The sequence below is a fragment of the Mycobacterium florentinum genome (assembly GCF_010730355.1).
Lineage (GTDB): Bacteria > Actinomycetota > Actinomycetes > Mycobacteriales > Mycobacteriaceae > Mycobacterium > Mycobacterium florentinum.
The window spans coordinates 4,273,940-4,297,315 of the sequence record NZ_AP022576.1 but is presented as its reverse complement, the minus strand read 5'-3'; the positions used below and the strand labels follow the sequence as shown (position 1 = coordinate 4,297,315).

The window sequence follows — 23,376 nt, the reverse complement described above, 5'->3', positions numbered from 1 at the left end:
GTCGTGTTGACCGTGGGGGGTTGAGGGAGTCGACCCGTGGATGACGATTGGGAAGTCGAAGCGCCCGGCAAGGCCACGCCAGCACGGCGCGGGGCGTCTCCCAAGATCATGGCCGCGGTCACCTTGGTCATCGTCGCGGTCGTCTCTGTCGGGGTCTACCTGGTATTCGGGCGAACGACTGCCACCCACGCCGCGTCCAAGCCGACTCCGTCGCCCAGCCGCGCCGCACCGCCCGGCCCGCTCGTACTGCCGTTTCAGCTCACCGACGCCGACGGCCTGGAGGTGGACGGTGCCGGCGATGTGTACGTCTCCGACTCGGCGACCAACCAGGTGTTCGAGCTCAAGTCCGGCTCGGACCATCCGATTGTGGTCCCGTTCACCGGACTTAAGGAGCCGGGCGGCATCGCGATGGACGGCAGCAGTGCCCTCTATGTGGTCGACCAAACCAACCGACGCGTCCTGAAGCTGCCGGCCGGATCCACCACGCAGATCGAGCTGCCGATCACCGGACTCGACGATCCGCACGGGATCGCGGTGGACAGCCGCGGGACCGTCTTCGTCGCCGACCTCAACGCCAACCGGGTGGTGGAGCTGTCCGCCGGCTCGAATACCCAGTCCGAGTTGCCATTTGGCGATCTCAAGCAGCCCTACGATCTTGCGGTGGACGACGCCGACACGGTCTATGTGGCGGACGCCGGCAACAACCGCGTGATGAAACTGGCCGCGGGGCCGAGCACCCCGGAAGCACTGCCGTTCACCGGCTTGAACTTTCCCAACAGCGTGGCAATCGACCAGGGCAAGAACGTGTATGTGACCGACCTGAACAACAACCGGGTGCTCAAGCTCGCGGCCGGTTCGAATGCCGTGTCAAGGCTACCGTTTACCAATCTGGTCGCCCCCTTCGAGCTGGCGGTGGGCGGTCGAGGCGATGTCTACGTGATCGACTTCCACAACCGGGTGCTCAAATTGCCTGCGGGATACCAACCGATCGCCGTTGGGAATTAGGTCCCGCGCGGTAGTGTCCTGGTGTCGCGATCACAGTGGTGGTTGAGAGAGGCGGCCCATGGACGACGATTGGGAATTCGAAACGCCTGCCAAGGCCAATCCGCCGAAGGCGTCACGATCCCGTCCCACCCTGGCGATCGCCGGCGCGGCAGCCGTCGTCGTCATCGCGACCCTCGGCCTCGTCGGATACTTCGCGTTCGGTCGAACATCGTCGCGCACCGCGGCGTCCACCCAGACCGCGCCGTCAGGTTCGGCACCGTCGGCTCCCGGCCCGGTCGTGCTGCCGTTCACCCTCGCGGATCCCGAAGGCGTGGAGGTGGATCGCGCGGGCAACGTCTACGTCGCCGACTCGGGCGGCAATCGCGTGCTGGAGCTGGCGGCCGGCTCCACGACCCCGATCGAGTTGCCGTTCACCGGCCTGAACCGACCGGCGGGTCTGGCCGCGGACACCAAGGGCAACCTGTATGTCGTCGACCAGAAGAACAAGCGAGTGCTGGAACTGCCCGCCGGCACCAAGACTCAGGTCGAGCTCCCGTTCACCGGCCTGACCGAGCCGCACGGCGTGACGGCGGACAGCGCCGGCGATGTCTACGTCGCCGACTTCAAGAACAACCAGGTGCTCGAACTGCCGGTCGGCTCGACCGTTCAGATTCCGGTTCCGTTCGCCGACCTCAACCAGCCTTACGATCTGGCCGTGGACAGCTCCGACGGCGTGTACGTCGCCGACGCCGGCAACAACCGGGTGCAGAAGCTGGCCGCGGGCACGACCAACCCCGAGATCCTCCCGTTCACCGGCCTGAACTTTCCGAACAGTGTGGCCGTCGATCGCAGCAACAGCGTCTACATCACCGACTTGAACAACAACCGGGTGCTGCGACTGACAGCGGGCTCAAACACGGTGTCCCTGTTGCCTTTCGGCGATCTGTTCGCGCCCTACGGGATAGCGGTGGGACCCCAGGATGACGTGTACGTGGTCGATTTCCACAACCGGGTGCTGAAGTTGGCGGCCGGATACCAGCCGACCGTACTCACGCCTTGACCCGAACGGTCTAGATCGGCTCCAGCCCGGCGAGATGCCGCTGCGCCAGGTCGCGGTAGGCCTGCGGATTCAGGTTGATCCACATCTCCGCGCCGGTCCCGGCGATCGGGCCCTTGATCTGTGCCGGGGATCCGACGACGAGCACCCCGGCCGGGATCTGCGTGCCGGCGGTCACCAGGGAATGCGCTGCGACCAGGCTGCGCGCACCGATCACCGCGCCGTCCAGAACGGTGGCGTGGTTGGCGATCAGTGCCTCCGACCCGACGTGTACGCCGTGGATGACGCACATGTGGGCCACCGTCGCACCCGGTCCGATATCGACGGGGATGCCCGGCGGCGCGTGCAGCACCGACCCGTCCTGCACGTTGGCGCCTTCCCGCACGACGATCGGCCCATAGTCGCCGCGCAGCACGGCGTTGAACCAGACCGACGCCCCGGCCTCGACCGTGACGTCGCCGATCAGCGTCGCGGTCGGCGCCACGAAAGCTGTCGGATCGATCCGTGGCGCCCGGCCCTCGAAAGCAAACAGTGGCATCGTCTAGATATACCCCAGTATGAATATCCCGTGGTTAGACCCGCTGTCGTTGCGCGTCGGCGTCCAAAAACTGTAACGTGTTCTAGTTAGAGGGCAAAGCGAGTTGGAGGTGACAGGTGACTACCGACACCAAAGCGGTCGGCATCCGGGAAATCGATCCCGGCGCGTTGCCGACCAGATACGCCCGTGGCTGGCACTGCCTGGGCGTCGCAAAGGACTTCCAGGACGGTAAGCCGCACTCGATCCAGGCGTTCGGCACCAAGCTGGTGGTCTTCGCGGACTCGCAGGGCGACATCAAGGTGCTCGACGGTTACTGCCGCCACATGGGCGGCGACCTGTCCGAAGGCACCATCAAGGGCGACGAGGTCGCCTGCCCGTTCCACGACTGGCGCTGGGGCGGCGACGGCCGCTGCAAGCTGGTGCCGTACGCCAAGCGCACGCCGAAGACGGCGCGCACCCGGTCGTGGACGACCGACGTGCGCGGTGGGCTGCTGTTCGTCTGGCACGACCACGAGAACAACCCGCCGGACCCCGCCGTCCGCATCCCGGACATCCCGGAATCCCACAGCGACGAGTGGACCGAGTGGCGCTGGAACAGCATCCTCATCGAGGGTTCCAACTGCCGCGACATCATCGACAACGTCACCGATATGGCGCACTTCTTCTACATCCACTTCGGGTTGCCGACGTACTTCAAGAACGTCTTCGAGGGTCACATCGCCTCGCAGTACCTGCACAATGTGGGGCGGCCCGACGTCAACGACCTGGGCACCTCATACGGTGAGGCGCACCTGGATTCCGAGGCGTCCTATTTCGGCCCGTCGTTCATGATCAACTGGCTGCACAACAGCTACGGCGGCTACAAGGCCGAGTCGATCCTGATCAACTGCCACTACCCGGTGACCCAGAACTCGTTCATGCTGCAATGGGGTGTCATCGTCGAAAAGCCCACGGGCATGGACGAGAAGATGACCGAGAAGCTGTCCCGTGTCTTCACCGAAGGTGTCAGCAAGGGATTCCTGCAGGACGTCGAAATCTGGAAACACAAGACCAGGATCGACAACCCGCTGCTGGTCGAGGAAGACGGCGCCGTGTACCAGCTGCGTCGCTGGTATCAACAGTTCTATGTCGATGCCGCCGACGTCGAGCCGGAAATGGTGGAGCGCTTCGAGATCGAGGTGGACACCAGCCGGGCAATTGAACACTGGAACGTCGAGGTCGAAGAGAACCTGAAGGCGCGGGATACCGAAACCGCCGCGGCCGAAGAAGTTCCAGTCGAACAACACTGACGACATGCCTGACGACCAGCCGGCGGTTCCCGACGTCGATCGGCTCGCCCGATCGATGCTGCTGCTGCATGGCGACGGCCACGACCACGAGGACAAACCCGCCCGCAACGGCGGGTCTCGATCTTGGTCGAAGTCAAGGGATTTCGCCAACGACCCGGCGCGAGCGGCCGCGGTGCGCGAGGCCAGCCTGGCCGACCGGGAGCGCTACCTCACGTCGGGTCTGCAACCGGTTGACTGCCGCTTCTGCCACGCCACGGTGACCGTGCGACGACTGGGCCCGGGACATACTGCGGTGCAATGGAATGCCGAGGCATCGCAGCGCTGTGCCCACTTCGCCGAGGTGCGGGAGTCCGGCGGTGACCCCGCACGAACCAGGTCTTGCCCCCGGCTCAGCGACAGCATCGAACACGCGGTCGCCGAGGGCTACCTGGAACGTCCGGACGAAGACTAGGCCGGCCTACAGCCCGGCGAAGCGTTCCTTGACCTCGTCCGCGGTGAGCCCGTAATCGGCCAGCGAGTACTTGTGCTTCGGCGCACGGGCACCTGTCTGGCTCTCGGCGTGGCTGTCCTCCATGGCCTTTCGCGCCTCGTCGGTGAGCGTCAGACCGAAGTGGGCGTACACGCTGGCGACCGTGCCGAGCGGATCGGCGATCAAGTCCTGGTAGTCGACGTCGCAGAACTGGGCCGGATCGTATTTGGCGCGCGCGGTATTGAACAGCTCCAGCCCACGTGACCAGGTCTCCATGGAATCCGCTCCGAGCTGCGCACCCGAGAAGGTGTCCGACCACCCCTGCGAGGTGTGCTGTGCAAGCGAGCACATGGAAGCCATGATCGTCTCGACCGGTCGATGGGTCTGGATCACCAGCGCATCGGGGTAAGTCTCCATCAGTGCGTCCAGCGCGAACAGATGACTGGGGTTCTTCAGCACCCAACGTTTGTCGGCGTCGTTGAGGCCGATCAGCTGGAGGTTCTTGCGGTGCCTGCGATACGACGGCGTCCAGTCCTGACGCGACAGCCACTTCGAGTAGGTGGGCAGGTGCGCCAGGGTCTCGTAGGACACCGAATGCACCGACTGCCGCAGCAGCTGCCAGCACTCCTCCAGCTCATAGGCGGCCATGAAATGCAGGCCGGTGTAGTCGGGATTCTCCTTGTGCGCCTTGGTGAACTGCTCATCGAGCTGGCGGTACAACGGGTTGGAGTCCCAGGTGTCGCGGGGTGGACGCGGCTGCGGAAACTCGGCCAGCCACAGGTGCAGACCCTGGTGTGCGGGGTCCGCGCCCAGCAGCCGGTGCAGTGCCGTGCTGCCGGTGCGCACCAGGCCGGTGACGAAGATCGGCCGTTCGATCTTGACATCGGCGTGCTCCGGATATCGCTTCCACGCGGACTCGGAGCACAGCCTGGCTACCAGCGCGCCGCGCAGGAAGAACCGATTCATCTTGCTGCCGAACACGGTCAGGTTCGCGTCGCGCCGGAAGGAGTCCAGCAACACCTCGAGCGCCTCGAGGTAGTTGTCGTCGTCGGCGCCGAAATCGTCGAGTCCGATGAGCTTGGTGGCCGACGCTTTCAGCTCGTCGACGGTGCCGACATCAGTGCGATCCGCCATCAGGTGTGGTACTCCCCGCAGTTGACGTCCAGTGTCTGGCCGGTGATACCGCTGGACAGGTCGCTGGCCATGAACAGAATCGCCGCGGCCACCTCGTCCTCGGTGGGCAGCCGTTTGAGGTCGGAACCGGCCGCGGTCGCCTGGTAGATCTGCTCGGCGGTGGTGCCGTACTTGCCGGCCTGGTGATTGAAGTAGGCCTGTAGCGTCTCGCCCCAGATATAGCCGGGTGCAACGGAATTGACGCGGATCCCCTGCTCTCCAAGCTCGGTGGCCAGCGACTGCGACATCGACAGCAAGGCGGACTTCGCCATCTTGTAGGCACCGTACTTCGCCTGCGAGTGCCGAAGCACCATCGAGTTCACGTTGACGATCGAGCCCTTCGCCTCGGCCAGCGCCGGGGTGAAGCCCTGGATCAGGCGCAGCGCACCGAGCGCGCTGAGTTCGATCGCGTCACGAATGTGCTGAAAGGTCGTGCCCGAGAACGGCTTCAGCGATGGCACCCGGAACGCGTTGTTGATCAGCACGTCGACCTTGCCGTAGGTCGCCATCGTCTGCTCGACGAGGTTGTTCACCTGATCGTCGTCGGTGATGTCGGTAGACACCGCCAGCGCCTGGTGGCCGGCGGCCTTGAGCTGCTGAGCGACCTCTTCGAGCCGCTCGGCGGTGCGTGCCGCAAGCACCAGGTCGGCCCCGTCGCGTGCACATCGGTGTGCCAGCGTGGTACCGAGGCCTGGTCCGACGCCACTGATGACGACTACCTTTTTCTTGAGCATCCCTGACATCGTCACCCCAGCATCCTTGCTTGAATTTGTTGATGGCGCAGCGCAATTCGTGCCCGCCAGTCGTCCTCGGAAATCTTGTTGTGGTCGAAGTACGGCAGCTTGCTCGGCACCGCATCGAGGTCGACCAGCTCGACGGTGGGCCCGTCGCTTTCGGTCAGTTCGCGCGACACCCGCTGCCAGCGGAACTGCAGGTATCCGCGTCGGTGCGCCAGGGTCTCGACCCAGTTCGTCACGCCCGGATTTCCATCCGCGACGACGATGCGGACCTTGCCGTCCGGATCCGCCTGCGCCTGTGTGTTATTCAGCGAGGTCTGGTGGTTGATGTAGTCCAGCGAGATGTACCACAGGCTGCCGAGCTGGAAGCCGAGGTAGGGCGCATCGCTGACCGGAATGGTGATGATCAGCGCCTGGTCGGGATTGAGGTCGTAGTGACCCACCGATGAGTACTGGGTCGCCAACCCACCCGGGGTCAGCCGCGGCGCCACCATGGTGTTGACCGGGAGATTCAGGTAGAACCACTGCGGGAATTGCAGCCAGGTCTTCACCCGCTGCACCAGCTGCTTTCCCGCTGTCGCATAACGCTTTTCGATGAGGTCGCGGGTCAGCGGCGGCGGCGCGGTGCCGGCGGTGTCCAGCCGGGAAATCGCCAGCGTGCCGCGCTGGGCCGACCAGTCGCCGTAGACCTCGCGCATCACCAACTGGCCGTTGCTCGTCGGGCGCACCCGCCACTCGAAACGGCGGTCGGGACCGATCTCGAGTTCACGGTCGTCGAACGCGGCCTGGCTGGCCGGCACGTTGTCGTCGGTGTACTCGCCGCCGAGCAGCTGGAAGCTCAGGTCGGTGGTGGTACCACGCACGCCGGTGACCACGTAATCGTGGTTGGCGTGCACCCGGGTACCGAAGTACAGGGTGTCGGGGTTGTCCAACCCCATCTTGGTGAACGGCCCGGTGCCCGATTGCAGGAACGGATGGTCGCGGTCGTAGTCGAAGGCCAGGTGCGTACAGCCCGATATGCAGCCGGCTAGATACTGCAATCCTTCGAGCAGATCGGCTTCGGTCTCGATATGCGGTGCGGCGGCCACCAATTTCTCGGCTTCGGCGATCGCATCGGTGAGGGGATTAGAGAACACGCCTAGACGCTAGAACGTGTTCTACTTTTTCGTCAATGGCGAACATTCCCGCGCGTCGCCGCCGGGGTTTGCCGACGAGGCCCGCTCGCTACGAGGTGCACTGCTGAGACAGGTCGATCAGGTGCTGGCGGACATCCGGATGCCGGTTCAGGTAGTCCATCACGTTCGGGCCGCCGCCCTCCGCCGCAGACTTGGCGGACAGCGTGGCCTTCACGTCGGGATGCCGCGTCAGGTACGCGTTGATGGACTCACCGACGGTCTGATTACAGGGATCCGCGTTCGCCACCGGTAGCGCGATCACCGTCGCGGCGGTTGCGGTGAGTAGCCCCCCGGCGAGCAGGCCGTACAGTCCGCGACGAAGGCCGCGTGTGTTGGATGTGCTCATGCGGGCCAGGTTACCGACGGCAGCTGTGTCCGGGCTGTGTCCCAGCAAAGCGAAGCCGGTGCGTTACACCAGCGGGGTCAGCGCGTTACCGCGCCTTCTTGCTCGCGCTTGATCTCGAGTGCGATGTCGATCAGCTGGTCTTCCTGGCCGCCGATCAGTTTGCGCTGGCCGGCCCGGTGCAACAGCTCGTGAGCCGGGACGCCATAACGCTCGCCCTGACGAACCGCATGCTTGAGGAAGCTCGAGTAGACCCCGGAGTAGCCCATGATCAGCGCGTTGCGGTCCAGCAGGCACTCGGCCGGCATGGCCGGACGCACCACATCCTCGGCGGCGTCGGCGATGTCGAAGAAATCGATGCCCGTCTTGACCCCGATCTTGTCGAACACGCCGATCAACGCCTCGACCGGCGCGTTACCCGCACCGGCACCGAACCTGCGCACGCTGCCGTCGATCTGCTTGGCGCCCGCACGCACGGCCTCGACCGAGTTGGCCACGCCGAGCCCGAGGTTCTCGTGCCCATGGAAACCGACCTGCGCGTCGTCGCCGAGCTCGGCGATCAGGGCCGAGACCCGGTCGGCCACGCCATCGAGCACCAGGGCGCCCGCGGAGTCGACCACATAGACGCACTGGCAGCCGGCGTCGGCCATGATGCGGGCTTGGGCGGCCAGCTTCTCCGGCGCAATGGTGTGCGCCATCATCAAGAACCCGACGGTCTCGAGGCCCAGCTCGCGCGCCAGTCCGAAATGCTGGATCGAGACGTCGGCCTCGGTGCAATGCGTGGCGATCCGGCAAATCGACCCGCCGTTGTCCTGGGCCTCCTTGATGTCCTCTTTGGTGCCCACGCCGGGCAGCATCAAGAACGCGATCTTGGCTTCCTTGGCCGTCTGGGCGGCGAGCTTGATCAGCTCCTGCTCGGGGGTCTTGGAGAAGCCGTAGTTGAACGACGAGCCGCCCAGTCCGTCGCCGTGCGTCACCTCGATCACCGGCACGCCGGCCGCGTCGAGGGCCGAGACGATCGCAGCGACCTCTTCCTTGGTGAACTGATGGCGCTTGTGGTGTGAGCCGTCGCGCAGCGACGTGTCCGTAATGCGGACGTCCCAAACCGGGTTGAAGAAGATGTCGGTGGTCATGCTTGCGCTCCTGTGACGGCTAGCGTCTCCTTGGCGATCTCCTCGCCGACCTTGGTGGCGGCGGCGGTCATGATGTCGAGATTTCCGGCGTACGGCGGCAGGTAATCGCCGGCACCCTCGACCTCGACGAACGTCGTGACCAGGTGGTTGCCGCCATTGACCACCGACGGCTCGTCGAACTGCGGCTCGTTGAGCAACCGGTAACCGGGCACGTAGGTCTGCACCTCGGCCACCACGTCGTGGATGGACTTGGCGATCGCGTCGTGGTCCGCGTCTTCGGGAATGGCGCAGAAGATGGTGTCGCGCATGATCATCGGTGGATCGGCCGGGTTCAGGATGATGATCGCCTTGCCGCGCGCGGCACCGCCGATGGTCTGGACACCCTTGCTGGTTGTCTTGGTGAACTCGTCGATATTGGCGCGGGTGCCCGGCCCCGCCGAGACGGACGACACCGAGGCGACAATCTCGGCATACGGCACCTCGACGACACGGCTGACGGCGTAGACGATCGGGATCGTCGCCTGCCCCCCGCAGGTGATCATGTTGACGTTCGGGGCGTCCAGGTGTGCGCGCAGGTTCGCGGGCGGGATAACCGCCGGACCCACCGCGGCCGGCGTCAGGTCGATGGCCCGGATGCCGGCGGCCTCGTATTTCGGCGCCGCATCCCGGTGTACGTAGGCGCTGGTGGCCTCGAACACCAGGTCGGGTTTCTCGGACTGGGCCAGCAGCCAGTCGACGCCCTCGTGGGTGGTCTCCAAGCCCAGCTTGCGGGCCCGTGCCAGGCCTTCGCTCTCCGGGTCGATGCCCACCATCCAGCGCGGTTCCAGCCAGTCCGAGCGCAGCAGTTTGTAGAGCAGGTCGGTGCTGATGTTTCCCGATCCGACGATCGCGACGCTTGCCTTCGACGGCATGATGCTCCTTTTTCGAAGCGTTAAATCAACTGATTCAAAACTAATCCGAGCCTATTCAAACGACAAATGGACTGATCCCAGCCCCGCGAAATCGGCGACGAAGTCGTCGCCGGGACGGGCGTCGATCGCCTTGGTGCACGAACCGGGAAGCACCACGTCACCCTTGCGCAGCCTGACCCCGAAGCTCTCGACCTTGCGGGCCAGCCAGGCCACCGCCGTCACCGGATTGCCCAACACGGCGTCGCTGCGGCCCTCGGCGATCACCTCGCCGTTGCGCGTCAGCACCGCGTCGATCGTCTTGACGTCGATGTCGGCCGGCGCGACCCGGGCCTTACCCAGCACGAAACCGGCCGACGAGGCGTTGTCGGCGATGGTGTCGCACAACGCGATCTTCCAGTCGGTGATCCGGGTGTCGATCAGCTCGATCGAGGGCACCAGCGCCTCGGTGGCCGCCAGCACGTCCTCTTCGGTGCAGCCGGCGCCCGGCAGGTCGCCGGAGAGAATGAAACCGACCTCTACCTCCACCCGCGGGTACAGGTAGTTGCCCGCCTTGACCGGGGTGTCCTCGAACACCTGCATCTCGTCGAGCAGGTGGCCATAGTCCGGCTCGTCGACGCCCATCATCTGCTGCATCGCCTTGCTGGACAGGCCGACTTTGTGGCCCAGCACCCGCGCGCCCTCAGCGACTCGCTGCCGGATGTTGATCAGCTGGATCTCGTAGGCGTCGACGACGTCGATGTCGGGGTGGGCGGACGTGAGCGGGGCGATCGGCTCGCGGCTTCGTTCGGCTTGCGCCAGGTCGGCTGCCAGCTCGTCGCGGATCGCAACACTGAGCATTTACCGAAGTCCCCTCGTTCGTTTGACCGGGCCAGTAGCGGCCAGCCCGGGCAATTCTATAACGTGTTCTACATGACAGCGCAGGAGTACGACGTCGTCGTGGTCGGAAGCGGCGGAGCCGGCATGGTGGCTGCCCTCGCCGCCGCGCACCGAGGCCTTTCGACACTAGTCATCGAGAAGGCCCCGCATTTCGGCGGCTCCACCGCACGCTCAGGGGGCGGCGTCTGGATCCCGAACAATGAGGTCCTCAAGCGCGACGGCGTGAAGGACACCCCCGAGGCTGCCCGCACCTACCTGCACGGAATCGTCGGCAACGTGGTCGAGCCGGAGCGCATCGACACCTACCTGCAGCGCGGTCCCGAGATGCTGTCGTTCGTGCTGAAGAACACGCCCCTGAAGATGTGCTGGGTGCCGCGTTACTCGGACTACTACCCCGAGGCGCCCGGCGGGCGCGCGGAGGGGCGTTCGATCGAGCCCAAGCCGTTCGACGCGCGCAAGCTGGGTCCCGACGAGGACGGGCTGGAGCCGGCTTACGGCAAGGTCCCGCTCAATGTGGTTGTGATGCAGCAGGACTACGTGCGTCTGAACATGCTGAAGCGGCACCCGCGGGGAGTGCTGCGCAGCTTGAAGGTCGGCGCCCGCACGATGTGGGCGAAGAGCACCGGTAAAAACCTGGTCGGCATGGGGCGAGCGTTGATCGCGCCGTTGCGGATCGGGTTGCAGCAGGCCGGTGTTCCGGTCCAGCTGAACACCGCGCTGACCGACCTGTACGTCGAGGACGGCGTGGTTCGGGGTGTGTACGTACGGGACACCGGCGCGGCGGAATCCGCTGAGCCGCAGCTGATCCGGGCCAGGCGCGGAGTGATCCTGGCCAGCGGTGGCTTCGAGCACAACGAGCAGATGCGGGTGAAGTACCAGCGCGCACCGATCACCACCGAGTGGACCGTCGGCGCCAAGGCCAACACCGGCGACGGCATCATCGCCGGCGAAAAGCTGGGCGCCGCACTGGATATCATGGAGGACGCCTGGTGGGGCCCGACGGTGCCGCTGGTCGGCGCGCCGTGGTTCGCACTGTCGGAGCGCAATTCGCCGGGGTCGATCATCGTCAACATGTCCGGCAAGCGGTTCATGAACGAGTCGATGCCCTACGTCGAGGCCTGCCATCACATGTATGGCGGAGAATTCGGCCAGGGACCCGGGCCGGGCGAGAACATTCCGGCATGGCTGGTGTTCGACCAGCAGTACCGCGACCGCTACATCTTCGCCGGACTGCAGCCGGGACAACGCATTCCGACCAAGTGGATGGAATCCGGCGTCATCATCAAGGCCGACACGCTCGAGGAGCTGGCCGCGCAGGCCGGTCTGCCCGTCGCCGAGTTCACCGCGACCGTGGCACGATTCAACGGCTTCGCCCGCACCGGCGTCGACGAGGACTTCCGCCGCGGCGAGAGCGCCTACGACAGGTACTACGGCGACCCCACCAACAAGCCCAACCCGAACCTCGGCGAGCTCACCCACGCACCGTATTACGCCGCCAAGATGGTGCCCGGCGACCTGGGGACCAAGGGCGGTATCCGCACCGACGTCCACGGCCGGGCGCTGCGCGACGACGGCAGCATCATCGACGGCCTGTACGCCGCGGGCAACGTCAGCGCGCCGGTGATGGGGCACACCTACCCGGGTCCGGGCGGCACCATTGGGCCGGCGATGACCTTCGGGTATCTCGCCGCGCTGCACATCGCAGGAGAGAACTGATATGCCGATCGATGTAGACGTCGCGCTGGCTGTCGAGCTGGAGCCGCTTGAATTCTCTTGGTCCAGCAGCGATATCCAGCTCTACCACCTTGGGCTGGGCGCGGGCGGCAACCCGATGGATCCGCGCGAGCTGCGCTACCTGATCGACGACACCCCGCAGGTGCTGCCGACGTTCGGCAATGTCGCGGCGTCGTTCCACATGACCAAGCCGCCGACGGTGCAGTTCCCGGGCATCGACATCGAGCTGGGCAAGGTGCTGCACGCCAGCGAGCGGATCGAGGTGCCCGGGCCGCTGCCGCCGTCCGGATCCGCCACGGCCGTCACCCGATTCACCGATATCTGGGACAAGGGCAAGGCTGCGGTGATCTGGAGCGAGACGACGGCGTCCGCGCCGGACGGCACCGTGTTGTGGACGCAGCGACGCTCGATCTTCGCCCGCGGGGAAGGCGGATTCGGTGGCGAGCGCGGGCCGTCGTCGTCGGACGTAGCGCCGGAGCGGGCGCCCGACCTGGAGCTCGATGTGCCGTTGTTGCCGCAGCAGGCGCTGCTGTACCGGTTGTGCGGCGACCGTAATCCGCTGCACTCCGACCCCGAATTCGCCGCTGCTGCAGGCTTTTCCCAGCCGATTCTGCATGGCCTGTGCACCTACGGCATGACCTGCAAGGCCATCACCGACGCGCTGCTCGACGGCGACGCGACGGCCGTGGCCGCCTACGGTGCCCGCTTTTCCGGTGTCGCGTTCCCAGGCGAGACGTTGCGGGTCAACGTGTGGAAGGAAGACGGCCGCTTCGTGGCCGCCGTCGTCGCGCCGTCGCGCGACAACGCGGTGGTGCTGTCCGGCGTTGAACTGGTGCCGGCCTAGCCAGGGTCGCCTTCTTGCGCCGAGCGCCCGCCTAGCCGGGTCAAAGCGTTCGAGCGCCCCGCTAGCCGGGGGCTCGGCTCGCACGTGCGGAGCGAACCCTGCGAACGATGTCTCCGGGCCGATCGCCGGCGACCACCCGGACGAGAACCCACCCACGACGCTCTAGTTGTTCTTGTCGTCGTATGTCCCAGGTGTACTGCCGCCGGTCGCTGCGGTGGTGATCGCCGTCATATTCCACAGCGACCTTGACGTCCTCCCAGCCCATGTCCAAATACGCGATCGCACTGCCGAATTCGTTGCGCACCGGAATCTGCGTCTGCGGTCTCGGCAAGCCCGCCTGGATCAGGACAACGCGTAACCAGGATTCCTTCGGCGACTGCGCTCCGGGGTCGAACAAACTGATCGCAGGGCGCGCTCGTGCGATGCCTCGACGTCCCACATGCCTGAGAGCCAGAGACTCGACGTCAACTACTTTGACTTCTGTCGCGCGGGCCAACGCGTCGATGCCCGCCACTGCAGTCGTTGTCGGATACCAGCAACCGAGATCTAGCGCCGTCCTCGTCGGCGATGTAACCACTACGCCGCCGATCACTTCGATTTCGTCCGGTTCGACGACGTTTCTATGCAGCTGTATGCCCGCGGCGCAATGGTGGTTGTCGTGGATAAGCTCCACAGCTCTTCTGTCGTCGACCCATTCGCTGCCATGTAGCGCGGCCGCCGAGAAACCCGCCACAATTCCCCTGCGCCCGGTCCACAACCACCCGGCCTTGGCTCGCACCACGGCGGTGAGCTCAGCGTCGCGATCGATGTAGACGCCTGGAAACAGGCGGACGTGACGCGTTTCCAGCTGACTCTTGGTCAGCAGGCCACACGCAACGGCTTCCCTTCCGAGAAATGGCTCGCCCATCGACGCAGCGTCGCATGCCATACAACCGGCGTCACTTCAGTCGCCGAGTGCCCGGCGAGCCGGGCCCAAGCATCCGAGCACCCGGCCAGCCGGGCGCTCGGCACCCAAGCCGAACCGGAAACTAGCCGAGGATGAGGCCGGAGGTAGGCACACCGGTTCCGGCGGTGACGAGCACGTGCTCGACGTCGGGCACCGGGTTCACCGAAGTGCCCCGCAGTTGTCGCACGCCTTCCGCGATGCCGTTCATGCCGTGGATGTAGGCCTCGCCAAGTTGGCCGCCGTGCGTGTTGATGGGCAGTCGTCCGCCCACCTCGACCGCACCGTTGGCGATGAAGTCCTTGGCCTCGCCACGACCACAGAAACCCAACTCCTCCAACTGAATCAGCGTGAACGGTGTGAAGTGGTCGTAGAGGATCGCGGTCTGAATGTCGGCCGGCGAAAGCCCCGATTGCGACCACAGCTGCCGGCCCACCACACCCATCTCGGGCAGGCCCAGTTCGGGGCGGTAGTAGCTGACCATTGTGTACTGGTCGGGGCTGGAGCCCTGTGAGGCCGCCTCGATGACCGCCGGCCGATGCTTGAGATCCTTCGCTCGCTCCGCCGACGTCACCACGATCGCGACCGCCCCGTCGGTCTCCTGGCAGCAGTCCAGCAGCCGCAGCGGCTCGGCGATCCACCGCGAATTCTGGTGATCCTCAATGGTGATCGGCTTCTCGTAGAAGTAAGCCTTGGGATTCTTGGCGGCATGCTTGCGATCGGCCACCGAGATGGCGCCGAAGTCGCGGCTCGTCGCGCCCGACCAGTGCATGTAACGCTGAGCGATCATCGCGACCTGTGCCGCCGGCGTCGACAGCCCGTGGGGGTACGAGAAGGAGTTGTCAGCTGATGTCGAATCAGCCTGTACGCCAGCGTCTCCCACCAGCCGGGTCTGCACCTGACCGAACCGCATGCCGGACCGCTCGTTGAATGCGCGGTACGCCACCACGACATCGGCCACACCCGTCGCGACGGCCATCGCGGCATGCTGGACCGTTCCGCACGCGGCACCGCCGCCGTAATGCGTCTGGGCGAAGAACTTCAGCTCACCGATTCCGGCCGCCCGTGCGACGGCGATCTCCTTGTTGGTATCCATCGTGAAAGTGGTCAGCCCGTCGACGTCGGCAGGGCTCAGCCCCGCGTCGTCCAACGCATCCAGAACCGCCTCGGCCGCCAGCCGCAGCTCACTGCGGCCGGAGTCCTTGGAGAAGTCGGTGGCGCCGATGCCGACGATCGCGGCCTTACCCGACAACATCAGGCACCCCCGATCGTCAGCGTCACATTCGCGATGACGTGGTCGCCAAGGCTGTTGCGGCCGAATACCTTCAACGTGATCAACCCATCATCGATTGCGGTCACCTCACCTGAGAAGGTCACGGTGTCGTAGGCATACCACGGCACGCCGAGCCGCAGCCCGATCGATTTGATCAACGCCGTAGGCCCCGCCCAGTCGGTGACATAGCGCTGCACCAGCCCGGTATCAGTGAGGATGTTGACGAAGATATCCTTGGAACCCTTGGCCTGCGCCAGGTCCCGGTCATGGTGCACGTCCTGAAAGTCCCTGGTAGCCAGGGCCGTTGAGATGATGAAAGTCGGCGAACCCTCCAGCTGGAGTTCGGGCAGGATAGTGCCCACTTCCACGACAGGTGCGCTCATGCGTCCGGCTCCCAGGCGTAAAGGCTCCACTCCGGGCCGGATTCACCGGCCGGGAAGTCGATATAGGTTGCGCGAACCGGCATTCCGATTTTGATTTCGGCATGGTCGACGCCGCGCAGTTCGCCGAGCAGACGAACGCCCTCTTCGAGTTCGACCAGCGCGATCACGAAGGGCAACGTGCGCCCGGGCACCTTCGGGGCGTGGTGCACGACGTAGCTGTACACCGTGCCACGACCGCTGGCCACCACGTAGTCGATGGGCTCGACTTTGTCCTGCCAGACCGCCGGCACCGGCGGGTGCTGCAGGCTGCCGTCGGGCCGCCGCTGGATGCGCAGCTCGTGGGCCTTGACACCCTCCCAGAAGAAGGCGGTGTCACGCGACATCGCCGGACGCATCATGGCGTCGGCGTCCAGGTCGTCCGGCACCGACGACGCCGAAGCATCCTCGCGCGGCTTGAATTTCAGAATGCGCCAAGCCATCTCGGCGACGTCCTCGTCGCCGACCCGCCAGGTGATGTGCTGGTTGATGAACCAGCCCTCACCGAGACCGGTCTGCTTGGGTCCGACGACGTCGCGCATCTCGGAATGGATGGTGACCTGCTCGCCCGGACGCAGGTACCGATGATAGGTCTGCTCGCAGTTGGTGGCGACCACCCCGATGTAGCCGGCGTCGTCGAACAGCTGCATGATCGGACCCATCGGGTCGTCGGTCGGGCGTTCCCCACCCAGACCGAACATCGTCCACACCTGAATCATGGCCGGCGGCGCGACAATTCCCGGATGACCGGCGGCCTTGGCGGCGGCCTCGTCCACATAGATCGGGTTGCGATCGCCGAGCGCTTCCACCCAGTTGTTGATGATCGGCTGGTTCACCGGATCCCGGGCGTCGCGCGGCTTCGCGACGACGGTGGCGGTGATCTCCGCAACCGCTTCCTTGATATCGGTCATCGAGGCACCCTCGGCACTTTAAGGCCGGATGCCGCGATCATTTCACGCATCACCTCGTTCACGCCTCCACCGAAGGTGATCACCAGATTGCGCTTGGTTTGCGAGTCGAGCCACTCGAGCAGCTCCGCGGTGTCCGACTCGGCCGGGTTGCCGTATTTGCCGACGATTTCCTCGGCGAGACGCCCGATGTACTGAATGCTCTCGGTGCCAAAGACTTTCGTCGACGCGGCATCGGCCACGTTGATGTCCTCACCGGCCGCGGCAACCTGCCAATTGAGCAGCTCGTTGATCCGCCACATCGAGTAGATCTCACCGAGCGCCCGCTTGACGTCGGAGTGATCGATCGGCGTGACGCCGTCGCCACCGGGCTTGGAGGCCCAGGCGTGCAACCGGTCGTAGATGCCGGCGGTGCGACCCGCCGGGCCGAGCATCACGCGCTCGTTGTTGAGCTGAGTGGTGATCAGCCGCCATCCGCCGTTCTCCTCACCGACCAGCATGTCGGCCGGCACCCGCACATCGTTGTAGTACGTGGCGTTGGTGTGGTGGGCACCGTCGGACAAGATGATCGGCGTCCAGGAGTAGCCGGGATCCTTGGTGTCGACGATCAGGATCGAAATACCTTTGTGCTTAACGGCTTCCGGGTCGGTTCGGCAGGCCAGCCAGATGTAGTCGGCGTCGTGCGCGCCGGTGGTGAAGACCTTCTGGCCGTTGACGATGTATTCGTCACCCTGCCGTATGGCGGTGGTACGCAGCGACGCCAAGTCGGTGCCGGCCTCCGGCTCGGTGTAGCCGATCGCGAAGTGCACCTCGCCGGCCAGAATGGCGGGCAGGAACTTCTTCTTCTGCAGCTCGCTGCCGTACTGCTGCAGGGTTGGGCCGACCGTCTGCAGCGTCACCGCGGGCAGTGGCACGTCGGCACGGTGTGCCTCGTTGACGAAGATCGACTGCTCGATCGGCCCAAAGCCGTGGCCGCCGAACTCCTTTGGCCATCCGACGCCGAGCTTGCGATCTTGGCCCATGCGCCGGATCACCGCACGATAGGCCTCGTTGTGACGGTCGGACTCCATCGCCTTCGCCTCTTCGGGCGAAATGAGATTCGAGAAGTATTCGCGAAGCTCCGCTTGCAGCGCCCGCTGCTCGGGAGTCAGGTCTATGAACATTGCGCTCCCACCAGGTCGAGACGATGAGACGACCCGCCCAGCAGCCGGGCCAGGTCTTTGATCGTCGAGTAGTACCGGTGCATGGGGTAGGTGATGTCCATGCCCATGCCGCCGTGCAGGTGATGGCAGATCTGCATCACCGGCGGGGCCTGCGACGTGATCCAGTAACCGAGCACGTCCAAGTCGTCGTCGGCGTCCCGGCCCTCGGACAGGCGCCAGACCACCGACTTCGCCGCCAAATCGATGGTGCGCGAAGCGATGTACACCTCGGCCAGCTGCGCCGCGACGGTTTGGAAGGTCGACAGTGGCTTGCCGAACTGCTTGCGCCCGGCCACGTAGTCCGCGGTCAGCCGCAGCGCCCCGGCAACCAGCCCGTCGGTGAAGGCGCCGATCGCCGCCAGCGCCAGCTCATTGACGCGGCGCGCGGTGGCGCCGGCCAGCACGTCGGTGTCGGGAACCGCTACCGCGGCGAACGTCACCGTGTACTCCTCGGAGCCATTCGACGTCGGGGTGCGAACCAACTCCACACCCTCGGCCTTCGGCGACACCACGACGACCGCGCTGTCGGCCGTCACGATGATCCAATCTGCTTGTTCGGCATAGGCCACAGCGACTTTGGTGCCCGACAACCGCCCGTCGGCGAAGGTGATGGCGGGCCGGTCGGGCAGCGCCGAGCCGGGCTCGTTGAGTGACGCGGTCAGCACCCCACCCTTGGCCCCTTTAGTCAAGCCGGCCAGGAACCGGTCCTGCTGTTCATCGGATGCCAGATCCAGCAGCGGCAGCACACCGAAGCCCAGTGTGGCCAGCGCCGGCGTGACGGCGCCGTGGCGGCCCACCTCGGTCAGCACCGTGGCGACCTCGGGCAGCCCGACGCCGTCGCCGCCGAGGCGCTCGGGCACCGGAAGCGCCGTCACACCCCCACTGACCAAAGCGTCCCAGCCCAAATCCCTTTCGAGTACCGACGTAGCCACATCCGCGACGGCTTGTTGCGTCGCAGTGAGATCGAAGTCCATTAAGACGTCACCGCACTCTTTCCCGTGTAGTCGACCTGCCAGTGCTTGATGCCGTTGAGCCACCCTGACCGTAGCCGCTCGGGTTCGCCGACCGACGTGATGTCCGGCATCTGATCGGCAACCGCGTTGAAGATCAGGTTGATCGTCATGCGGGCCAAGTTCGCGCCGATGCAGTAGTGCGCGCCGGTGCCGCCAAAGCCGACGTGCGGATTCGGATCGCGCAAGATGTTGAACGAGTGCGGGTCCTCGAAGACGTCTTCGTCGAAGTTGGCCGACCGGTAGGACATCACCACCCGCTGCCCCTTCTTGATCAGCACGCCACCCAACTCGACGTCCTCGTTGGCGGTGCGCTGGAACGCCGACACCGGGGTGGCCCACCGGATGATCTCGTCGGCCGCGGTGGCGGGCCGTTCCTTTTTGAACAGCTCCCACTGATCGGGGTTGTTGGCGAATGCGATCATGCCGTGGGTGATCGAGTTGCGGGTGGTCTCGTTGCCGGCCACCGCGAGCATCACCACGAAAAACCCGAACTCGTCGTCGGAGAGCTTTTCGCCCTCGATGTCGGCCTGGATGAGCGTGGTGACGATGTCGTCGGTGGGGTTTTTGCCGCGCTCCTCGGCCATGGCCATGGCGTAGGCGATCAGTTCCATCGACGACTGCGCGGGGTCAACGGTGGCGTACTCGGGGTCGGTGCCACCGGTCATCTCGTTGGACCAGCGGAACAGCTTGTCGCGGTCCTCCTGCGGGACACCGAGCAGGCCCGCGATGGCCTGCAGCGGCAGCTCGCACGAGACCTGTTCGACGAAGTCGCCGCCACCCTCCGCCGCGGCGCTCTTGGCGATGTTCTCGGCGCGCTGGGCCAGTTCGGCCTCCAGGCGACCGATGGCCCGTGGGGTGAACCCGCGGGAGATGATCTTGCGCAACCGGGTGTGGTGGGGGGCGTCCATGTTGAGCATCACGCTGCGCTGCAGTTCGACCTGCTCGCGCTTCATCTCGGGCGGCCAGGTCGGAATCGCGCCGTTCAACCAGCTCGAGAAGACGTCGCTGCGGCGCGACACCTCTTTGACGTCGGCGTGCTTGGTGACGATCCAGTAGCCGTGGTCCTCGAAGCCGCCCGAACCGCCCGGGATGTCGACCCAGTGGATCGGCTCGGCCTTGCGTAGCTCGGCGAGCTCCTTGACGGGCAGCCCGGCGAGGTTGACGTCGGGGTCAAGGAAATCGAAGTCTGCGGGAATGTTGGGGGGTGCCATGTGCGTGCGCTCCTCAATTGCAACGTGTTCTAGTGCCAGTAAAACACGACCTCTGCGCAGATAAAAGGCAGGTCACCATCCTCGCTTGTCAGACTAATGAAACGTGTTCTAGCCTGACGGAATGGGTAACCCTGTCATCGTTGAAGCCACTCGCAGCCCCATCGGTAAGCGGAACGGCTGGCTATCTGGTCTGCACGCCACCGAGTTGTTGGGGGCCACGCAGAAGGCTCTTGTGGAGAAGGCCGGCATCGACGCCGGCGACGTCGAGCAGATCATCGGCGGCTGCGTCACGCAGTTCGGCGAGCAGTCCAACAACATCACCCGCGTCAGCTGGCTCGTCGCGGGCCTGCCCGACCACGTCGGCGCGGCGACTGTCGACTGCCAGTGCGGCAGCAGCCAGCAGGCCAACGGTCTGGTGGCGGGCCTGATCGCGGCCGGTGCCATCGACATCGGCATCGCGTGTGGCATCGAGGCGATGAGCCGCGTCGGGCTGGGCGCCAACGCCGGCCCCGATCGGGGGATCCTGCGGCCGGCGTCGTGGGACATCGATCTGCCCGATCAGTTCACCGCCGCCGAGCGCATCGCCAAACGTCGCGGCATCACGCGCGAGGACATCGACCAGTTCGGCTTCGACTCGCAGCGCAAGGCCCAGCAGGCGTGGGCCGAGGGCCGGTTCGACCGCGAGATCAGCGGCATCGAGGCGCCCGTGCTCGACGAGAACAAGCAGCCGACCAGCGACCGCCACGTCGTGACCAAGGACCAGGGCCTGCGCGAGACGACGCTGGAGGGCCTGGCCTCGCTGAAGCCGGTGCTCGAGGGCGGGATCCACACGGCGGGTACGTCGTCGCAGATCTCCGACGGTGCGGCCGCGGTGTTGTGGATGGACGAGGACAAGGCCAAGGCGCTGGGCCTAAAGCCCCGGGCCCGCATCGTCAGCCAAGCGCTGGTCGGCGCCGAGCCGTACTACCACCTGGACGGCCCCGTGCAGTCGACCGCCAAGGTGCTGGAGAAGGCCGGCATGAAGATGGGCGACATCGACATCACCGAGATCAACGAGGCCTTTGCGTCGGTCGTGCTGTCCTGGGCGCGGGTGCACAACCCCGACATGGACAAGGTCAACGTCAACGGCGGGGCGATCGCGTTGGGCCACCCGGTGGGCAGCACCGGCAGCCGGCTGATCACCACCGCGCTGCACGAACTGGAGCGCACCGATCAGACCACCGCGCTGATCACGATGTGCGCCGGCGGCGCGCTGTCCACCGGCACCATCATCGAGCGCATCTAACGCATTGATCGTCTCCGAGCAGAACCGCATCGCCGCGGCGCGGGCATACATCGATGCGCTTGTCAGCCATACCGGCGATGCGGTTCCGTTCGCGCCCGGATGCACCCGCATCGAGCAGGGGTTCAAGAACGGCTTCTCCGGAAACCACCTGCGGCGCAGCCTCAATCGCGGACCGCAGTACCGGCTCCTCGCCGAGACGACGCCGCCGGACTTTTCCATCACCGGCGACGAGGTGCGTGCCCGCTACGAGGTGCTGACCAAGGCGGCGTTCGGCGGCCGCCGGGTGGGCGCACGGGTGGACGAGACGTTCGTCATCCCCGCCGAAAGTCCAAGCGGGCAAGCCGAAATCCACCACATCAAGGTTCGGTTCCACCCCTTCATTCAGCGCTAGGAAAACATGGAAAAGCCAAAATCTCTCAATTCGCCGGTGGTCGGCTTCTTTATCAAGTGGATGTCGAAAGGCAACGCGTGGATCTACAAGCGCAGCAACGGAAAGCTCGGCGGCGTGTTCCAGAAGAGCCCGGTCGCGCTGCTGACGACGACGGGCCGCAAAACCGGTGAGCCGCGGGTGAGTCCGCTGCTCTACCTGCGCGACGGCGACCGCGTCATACTGGTCGCCTCCCAGGGCGGCCGCGACAAGCACCCGATGTGGTACCTGAACCTCAAGGCCAATCCCAAAGTGACCGTGCAGATCAAGGACGAGGTGCTGGCGCTGCAGGCGCGTGACGCAACCGCCGAGGAGAAAAACAAGTATTGGCCCAAGCTGGTGGCGATGTATCCGAACTTCGACGACTACCAATCCTGGACCGACCGGGTGATCCCGGTCGTCATCTGCGACCCTTAAGCCGCGTTTTCGCCGAGCGTGCACTGGTGGTGGGAAGTCGGCGAAAATCCAGCCACCAGAGCACGTTCGGCGCTAGTGGAGGTACCCCTAGTTAGGCGCTACGCCCCGTAGACGGGGACGGGCGGCCGCGACTTGGCCAGCAGGTCGGCGACGACGGGCCCCAGCTCGGCGGGATCCCAGCGGTCGCCCTTGTCGATCTGCGGCCCATGCGCCCAGCCCTCGGCGATGCGGATCTTGCCGCCCTCGACTTCGAAGATCTTCCCGGTGACGTCCCGGGATTCGACGCTGCCCAGCCAAACAACAAGTGGCGACACGTTTTCCGGAGCCATCGCATCGAACGCCTGGTCCTGGGTGGCCATCATCTCGGCGAAGACGGTCTCGGTCATCCGGGTGCGCGCGGACGGCGCGATCGCGTTGACCGTGACGCCGTAGCGGCCCATCTCGGCGGCGGCGACCAGCGTCAATCCCGCGATGCCCGCCTTGGCCGCGCTGTAGTTGCCCTGCCCGACGCTGCCCTGCAGGCCGGCGCCCGAACTGGTGTTAATGATCCGTGCGTCAACGGTTTTGCCCTCTTTGGACAACCCGCGCCAGTACGACGCGGCGTGCCGAATCGTGGCGAAGTGGCCCTTGAGGTGCACGGCGGTGACGGCGTCGAACTCCTCTTCGCTGGTGTTCGCGATCATCCGGTCGCGCACGATGCCGGCATTGTTCACCAACACGTCCAGACCGCCGAACGTATCGACCGCGGTCTGGATCAGCGCGGCGGCTTGATCCCAATCGGCGACATTGGATCCGTTGGCCACGGCTTCCCCACCGGCAGCGGTGATTTCATCCACCACGCCCTGCGCGGCGCTGCCGCCGCCCGCCGGAGAGCCATCGAGACCCACACCGATGTCGTTGACGACCACGCGCGCGCCCTCGGCCGCGAAGGCCAGTGCATGCGCGCGACCGATCCCGCCGCCCGCTCCGGTGACGATGACGACACGGCCGTCGACCACGCCCATATTTGTTGTCT

25 protein-coding genes are annotated in these 23,376 nt (G+C 65.6%); 9 read left to right on the top strand and 16 right to left on the bottom strand.

The genetic code is table 11. The annotated features are described in order from the left end of the window. Nucleotides 1-36: 36 nt before the first annotated feature. Nucleotides 37-1,005: an NHL repeat-containing protein gene (locus tag G6N55_RS20340; RefSeq protein WP_085223409.1), complete on the top strand. Its 969-nt coding sequence runs from the start codon at nucleotides 37-39 to the stop codon at nucleotides 1,003-1,005. A 58-nt stretch (nucleotides 1,006-1,063) separates the two neighbouring features. After that, nucleotides 1,064-2,044 (top strand): NHL repeat-containing protein, encoded by a 981-nt coding sequence (locus G6N55_RS20335; protein WP_139826929.1) that lies wholly within the window; start codon nucleotides 1,064-1,066, stop codon nucleotides 2,042-2,044. 10 nt (nucleotides 2,045-2,054) lie between these two features. On the opposite strand, the gene G6N55_RS20330 is transcribed toward G6N55_RS20335, so the two are convergent. Beyond that, nucleotides 2,055-2,579, bottom strand: a complete 525-nt coding sequence (locus G6N55_RS20330) for a gamma carbonic anhydrase family protein (RefSeq protein ID WP_085223407.1) — start codon at nucleotides 2,577-2,579, stop codon at nucleotides 2,055-2,057. A 116-nt stretch (nucleotides 2,580-2,695) separates the two neighbouring features. On the opposite strand from G6N55_RS20330, the gene G6N55_RS20325 reads away from it, so the two are divergent. After that, entirely contained in the window at nucleotides 2,696-3,868 is a 1,173-nt protein-coding gene (locus tag G6N55_RS20325; protein ID WP_085223405.1) for a Rieske 2Fe-2S domain-containing protein, read from the top strand. A gap of 4 nt (nucleotides 3,869-3,872) precedes the next feature. Next, entirely contained in the window at nucleotides 3,873-4,319 is a 447-nt protein-coding gene (locus tag G6N55_RS20320; RefSeq protein ID WP_085223403.1) for a hypothetical protein, read from the top strand. Between the two features lie 6 nt (nucleotides 4,320-4,325). On the opposite strand, the gene G6N55_RS20315 is transcribed toward G6N55_RS20320, so the two are convergent. From G6N55_RS20315 to G6N55_RS20285, 7 genes are all read right to left on the bottom strand, one after another. Beyond that, the gene (locus tag G6N55_RS20315; RefSeq protein WP_085223401.1) at nucleotides 4,326-5,471 is read right to left on the bottom strand and encodes a sulfotransferase family protein; all 1,146 of its coding nucleotides are present in this window, start codon (nucleotides 5,469-5,471) and stop codon (nucleotides 4,326-4,328) included. After that, the gene (locus tag G6N55_RS20310) at nucleotides 5,471-6,253 is read right to left on the bottom strand and encodes an SDR family oxidoreductase (protein WP_085223399.1); all 783 of its coding nucleotides are present in this window, start codon (nucleotides 6,251-6,253) and stop codon (nucleotides 5,471-5,473) included. Before G6N55_RS20310 ends, G6N55_RS20315 begins: the two co-directional genes overlap by 1 nt. 2 nt (nucleotides 6,254-6,255) lie before the next feature. Further along, a complete protein-coding gene (locus G6N55_RS20305; protein ID WP_085223397.1) occupies nucleotides 6,256-7,383 on the bottom strand; it encodes a hypothetical protein in 1,128 nt (375 codons plus the stop codon). 88 nt (nucleotides 7,384-7,471) lie between these two features. Further along, entirely contained in the window at nucleotides 7,472-7,768 is a 297-nt protein-coding gene (locus G6N55_RS20300) for a hypothetical protein (protein ID WP_085223395.1), read from the bottom strand. A gap of 77 nt (nucleotides 7,769-7,845) precedes the next feature. Beyond that, nucleotides 7,846-8,898, bottom strand: coding sequence for a 4-hydroxy-2-oxovalerate aldolase (gene dmpG, locus G6N55_RS20295; protein WP_085223393.1), 1,053 nt, complete (start codon nucleotides 8,896-8,898; stop codon nucleotides 7,846-7,848). Continuing rightward, nucleotides 8,895-9,809, bottom strand: coding sequence for an acetaldehyde dehydrogenase (acetylating) (locus tag G6N55_RS20290; protein WP_085223391.1), 915 nt, complete (start codon nucleotides 9,807-9,809; stop codon nucleotides 8,895-8,897). Before G6N55_RS20290 ends, dmpG begins: the two co-directional genes overlap by 4 nt. Nucleotides 9,810-9,860: 51 nt before the next feature. Next, complete coding sequence (locus G6N55_RS20285) at nucleotides 9,861-10,646, bottom strand: 2-keto-4-pentenoate hydratase (protein ID WP_085223389.1); 786 nt, start codon at nucleotides 10,644-10,646, stop codon at nucleotides 9,861-9,863. 72 nt (nucleotides 10,647-10,718) lie between these two features. Here G6N55_RS20285 and kstD point away from each other — a divergent pair, with 72 nt between their 5' ends. Together kstD and G6N55_RS20275 are read left to right on the top strand one after the other, a co-directional pair. Then, entirely contained in the window at nucleotides 10,719-12,401 is a 1,683-nt protein-coding gene (kstD, locus tag G6N55_RS20280) for a 3-oxosteroid 1-dehydrogenase (protein WP_085223931.1), read from the top strand. Nucleotide 12,402: 1 nt separating this feature from the next. Continuing rightward, nucleotides 12,403-13,263: a MaoC family dehydratase gene (locus G6N55_RS20275; protein WP_085223387.1), complete on the top strand. Its 861-nt coding sequence runs from the start codon at nucleotides 12,403-12,405 to the stop codon at nucleotides 13,261-13,263. A 61-nt stretch (nucleotides 13,264-13,324) separates the two neighbouring features. Here G6N55_RS20275 and G6N55_RS20270 read toward each other — a convergent pair whose 3' ends face one another. The 7 genes from G6N55_RS20270 to G6N55_RS20240 all read right to left on the bottom strand — a co-directional run bounded on the left by G6N55_RS20270 (nucleotide 13,325) and on the right by G6N55_RS20240 (nucleotide 20,232). Further along, nucleotides 13,325-14,170 carry an endonuclease domain-containing protein gene (locus G6N55_RS20270; RefSeq protein ID WP_085223929.1) on the bottom strand — a complete coding sequence of 282 codons (846 nt, stop codon included), beginning with the start codon at nucleotides 14,168-14,170 and terminating at the stop codon, nucleotides 13,325-13,327. A 121-nt stretch (nucleotides 14,171-14,291) separates the two neighbouring features. Beyond that, nucleotides 14,292-15,461 (bottom strand): lipid-transfer protein, encoded by a 1,170-nt coding sequence (locus G6N55_RS20265; protein ID WP_085223385.1) that lies wholly within the window; start codon nucleotides 15,459-15,461, stop codon nucleotides 14,292-14,294. Further along, a complete protein-coding gene (locus tag G6N55_RS20260) occupies nucleotides 15,461-15,862 on the bottom strand; it encodes a MaoC family dehydratase (protein ID WP_085223383.1) in 402 nt (133 codons plus the stop codon). The genes G6N55_RS20265 and G6N55_RS20260 overlap by 1 nt, the downstream gene beginning before the upstream one ends. Continuing rightward, a complete protein-coding gene (locus G6N55_RS20255) occupies nucleotides 15,859-16,809 on the bottom strand; it encodes a bifunctional MaoC family dehydratase N-terminal/OB-fold nucleic acid binding domain-containing protein (RefSeq protein WP_085223381.1) in 951 nt (316 codons plus the stop codon). The genes G6N55_RS20260 and G6N55_RS20255 overlap by 4 nt, the downstream gene beginning before the upstream one ends. Beyond that, nucleotides 16,806-17,969, bottom strand: a complete 1,164-nt coding sequence (gene fadE29, locus G6N55_RS20250; protein WP_085223379.1) for an acyl-CoA dehydrogenase FadE29 — start codon at nucleotides 17,967-17,969, stop codon at nucleotides 16,806-16,808. The genes G6N55_RS20255 and fadE29 overlap by 4 nt, the downstream gene beginning before the upstream one ends. Beyond that, nucleotides 17,960-18,982: an acyl-CoA dehydrogenase family protein gene (locus tag G6N55_RS20245; protein WP_085223377.1), complete on the bottom strand. Its 1,023-nt coding sequence runs from the start codon at nucleotides 18,980-18,982 to the stop codon at nucleotides 17,960-17,962. Before G6N55_RS20245 ends, fadE29 begins: the two co-directional genes overlap by 10 nt. Continuing rightward, nucleotides 18,982-20,232 carry a cytochrome P450 gene (locus tag G6N55_RS20240; protein ID WP_085223375.1) on the bottom strand — a complete coding sequence of 417 codons (1,251 nt, stop codon included), beginning with the start codon at nucleotides 20,230-20,232 and terminating at the stop codon, nucleotides 18,982-18,984. Before G6N55_RS20240 ends, G6N55_RS20245 begins: the two co-directional genes overlap by 1 nt. A gap of 121 nt (nucleotides 20,233-20,353) precedes the next feature. Between G6N55_RS20240 and G6N55_RS20235 the strand changes: the two genes are divergently transcribed. The 3 genes from G6N55_RS20235 to G6N55_RS20225 are packed head-to-tail and all read left to right on the top strand — an operon-like array spanning nucleotide 20,354 to nucleotide 22,361. Then, on the top strand, nucleotides 20,354-21,517 hold the full coding sequence (locus tag G6N55_RS20235) for a steroid 3-ketoacyl-CoA thiolase (RefSeq protein ID WP_085223373.1): 1,164 nt from the start codon (nucleotides 20,354-20,356) through the stop codon (nucleotides 21,515-21,517). Nucleotides 21,518-21,521: 4 nt separating this feature from the next. Further along, entirely contained in the window at nucleotides 21,522-21,908 is a 387-nt protein-coding gene (locus G6N55_RS20230; protein ID WP_036471762.1) for a hypothetical protein, read from the top strand. 6 nt (nucleotides 21,909-21,914) lie between these two features. Further along, the gene (locus G6N55_RS20225; protein WP_085223372.1) at nucleotides 21,915-22,361 is read left to right on the top strand and encodes a nitroreductase family deazaflavin-dependent oxidoreductase; all 447 of its coding nucleotides are present in this window, start codon (nucleotides 21,915-21,917) and stop codon (nucleotides 22,359-22,361) included. Between the two features lie 98 nt (nucleotides 22,362-22,459). Here the strand turns inward: G6N55_RS20225 and G6N55_RS20220 are convergent, their stop codons facing one another. Beyond that, nucleotides 22,460-23,365 carry an SDR family oxidoreductase gene (locus G6N55_RS20220; protein ID WP_085223370.1) on the bottom strand — a complete coding sequence of 302 codons (906 nt, stop codon included), beginning with the start codon at nucleotides 23,363-23,365 and terminating at the stop codon, nucleotides 22,460-22,462. Nucleotides 23,366-23,376: the final 11 nt, after the last annotated feature.

Coding starts and splice junctions, on each gene's coding strand:
- G6N55_RS20335 (WP_139826929.1), top strand. CDS start 1,064: ATGGACGACGATTGGGAATTCGAAACGCCTGCCAAGGCCAATCCGCCG.
- G6N55_RS20330 (WP_085223407.1), bottom strand. CDS start 2,579: ATGCCACTGTTTGCTTTCGAGGGCCGGGCGCCACGGATCGATCCGACA.
- G6N55_RS20320 (WP_085223403.1), top strand. CDS start 3,873: ATGCCTGACGACCAGCCGGCGGTTCCCGACGTCGATCGGCTCGCCCGA.
- G6N55_RS20315 (WP_085223401.1), bottom strand. CDS start 5,471: ATGGCGGATCGCACTGATGTCGGCACCGTCGACGAGCTGAAAGCGTCG.
- G6N55_RS20310 (WP_085223399.1), bottom strand. CDS start 6,253: ATGTCAGGGATGCTCAAGAAAAAGGTAGTCGTCATCAGTGGCGTCGGA.
- G6N55_RS20300 (WP_085223395.1), bottom strand. CDS start 7,768: ATGAGCACATCCAACACACGCGGCCTTCGTCGCGGACTGTACGGCCTG.
- dmpG (WP_085223393.1), bottom strand. CDS start 8,898: ATGACCACCGACATCTTCTTCAACCCGGTTTGGGACGTCCGCATTACG.
- G6N55_RS20290 (WP_085223391.1), bottom strand. CDS start 9,809: ATGCCGTCGAAGGCAAGCGTCGCGATCGTCGGATCGGGAAACATCAGC.
- G6N55_RS20285 (WP_085223389.1), bottom strand. CDS start 10,646: ATGCTCAGTGTTGCGATCCGCGACGAGCTGGCAGCCGACCTGGCGCAA.
- kstD (WP_085223931.1), top strand. CDS start 10,719: ATGACAGCGCAGGAGTACGACGTCGTCGTGGTCGGAAGCGGCGGAGCC.
- G6N55_RS20275 (WP_085223387.1), top strand. CDS start 12,403: ATGCCGATCGATGTAGACGTCGCGCTGGCTGTCGAGCTGGAGCCGCTT.
- G6N55_RS20270 (WP_085223929.1), bottom strand. CDS start 14,170: ATGGGCGAGCCATTTCTCGGAAGGGAAGCCGTTGCGTGTGGCCTGCTG.
- G6N55_RS20265 (WP_085223385.1), bottom strand. CDS start 15,461: ATGTTGTCGGGTAAGGCCGCGATCGTCGGCATCGGCGCCACCGACTTC.
- G6N55_RS20260 (WP_085223383.1), bottom strand. CDS start 15,862: ATGAGCGCACCTGTCGTGGAAGTGGGCACTATCCTGCCCGAACTCCAG.
- G6N55_RS20255 (WP_085223381.1), bottom strand. CDS start 16,809: ATGACCGATATCAAGGAAGCGGTTGCGGAGATCACCGCCACCGTCGTC.
- fadE29 (WP_085223379.1), bottom strand. CDS start 17,969: ATGTTCATAGACCTGACTCCCGAGCAGCGGGCGCTGCAAGCGGAGCTT.
- G6N55_RS20245 (WP_085223377.1), bottom strand. CDS start 18,982: ATGGACTTCGATCTCACTGCGACGCAACAAGCCGTCGCGGATGTGGCT.
- G6N55_RS20240 (WP_085223375.1), bottom strand. CDS start 20,232: ATGGCACCCCCCAACATTCCCGCAGACTTCGATTTCCTTGACCCCGAC.
- G6N55_RS20235 (WP_085223373.1), top strand. CDS start 20,354: ATGGGTAACCCTGTCATCGTTGAAGCCACTCGCAGCCCCATCGGTAAG.
- G6N55_RS20225 (WP_085223372.1), top strand. CDS start 21,915: ATGGAAAAGCCAAAATCTCTCAATTCGCCGGTGGTCGGCTTCTTTATC.
- G6N55_RS20220 (WP_085223370.1), bottom strand. CDS start 23,365: ATGGGCGTGGTCGACGGCCGTGTCGTCATCGTCACCGGAGCGGGCGGC.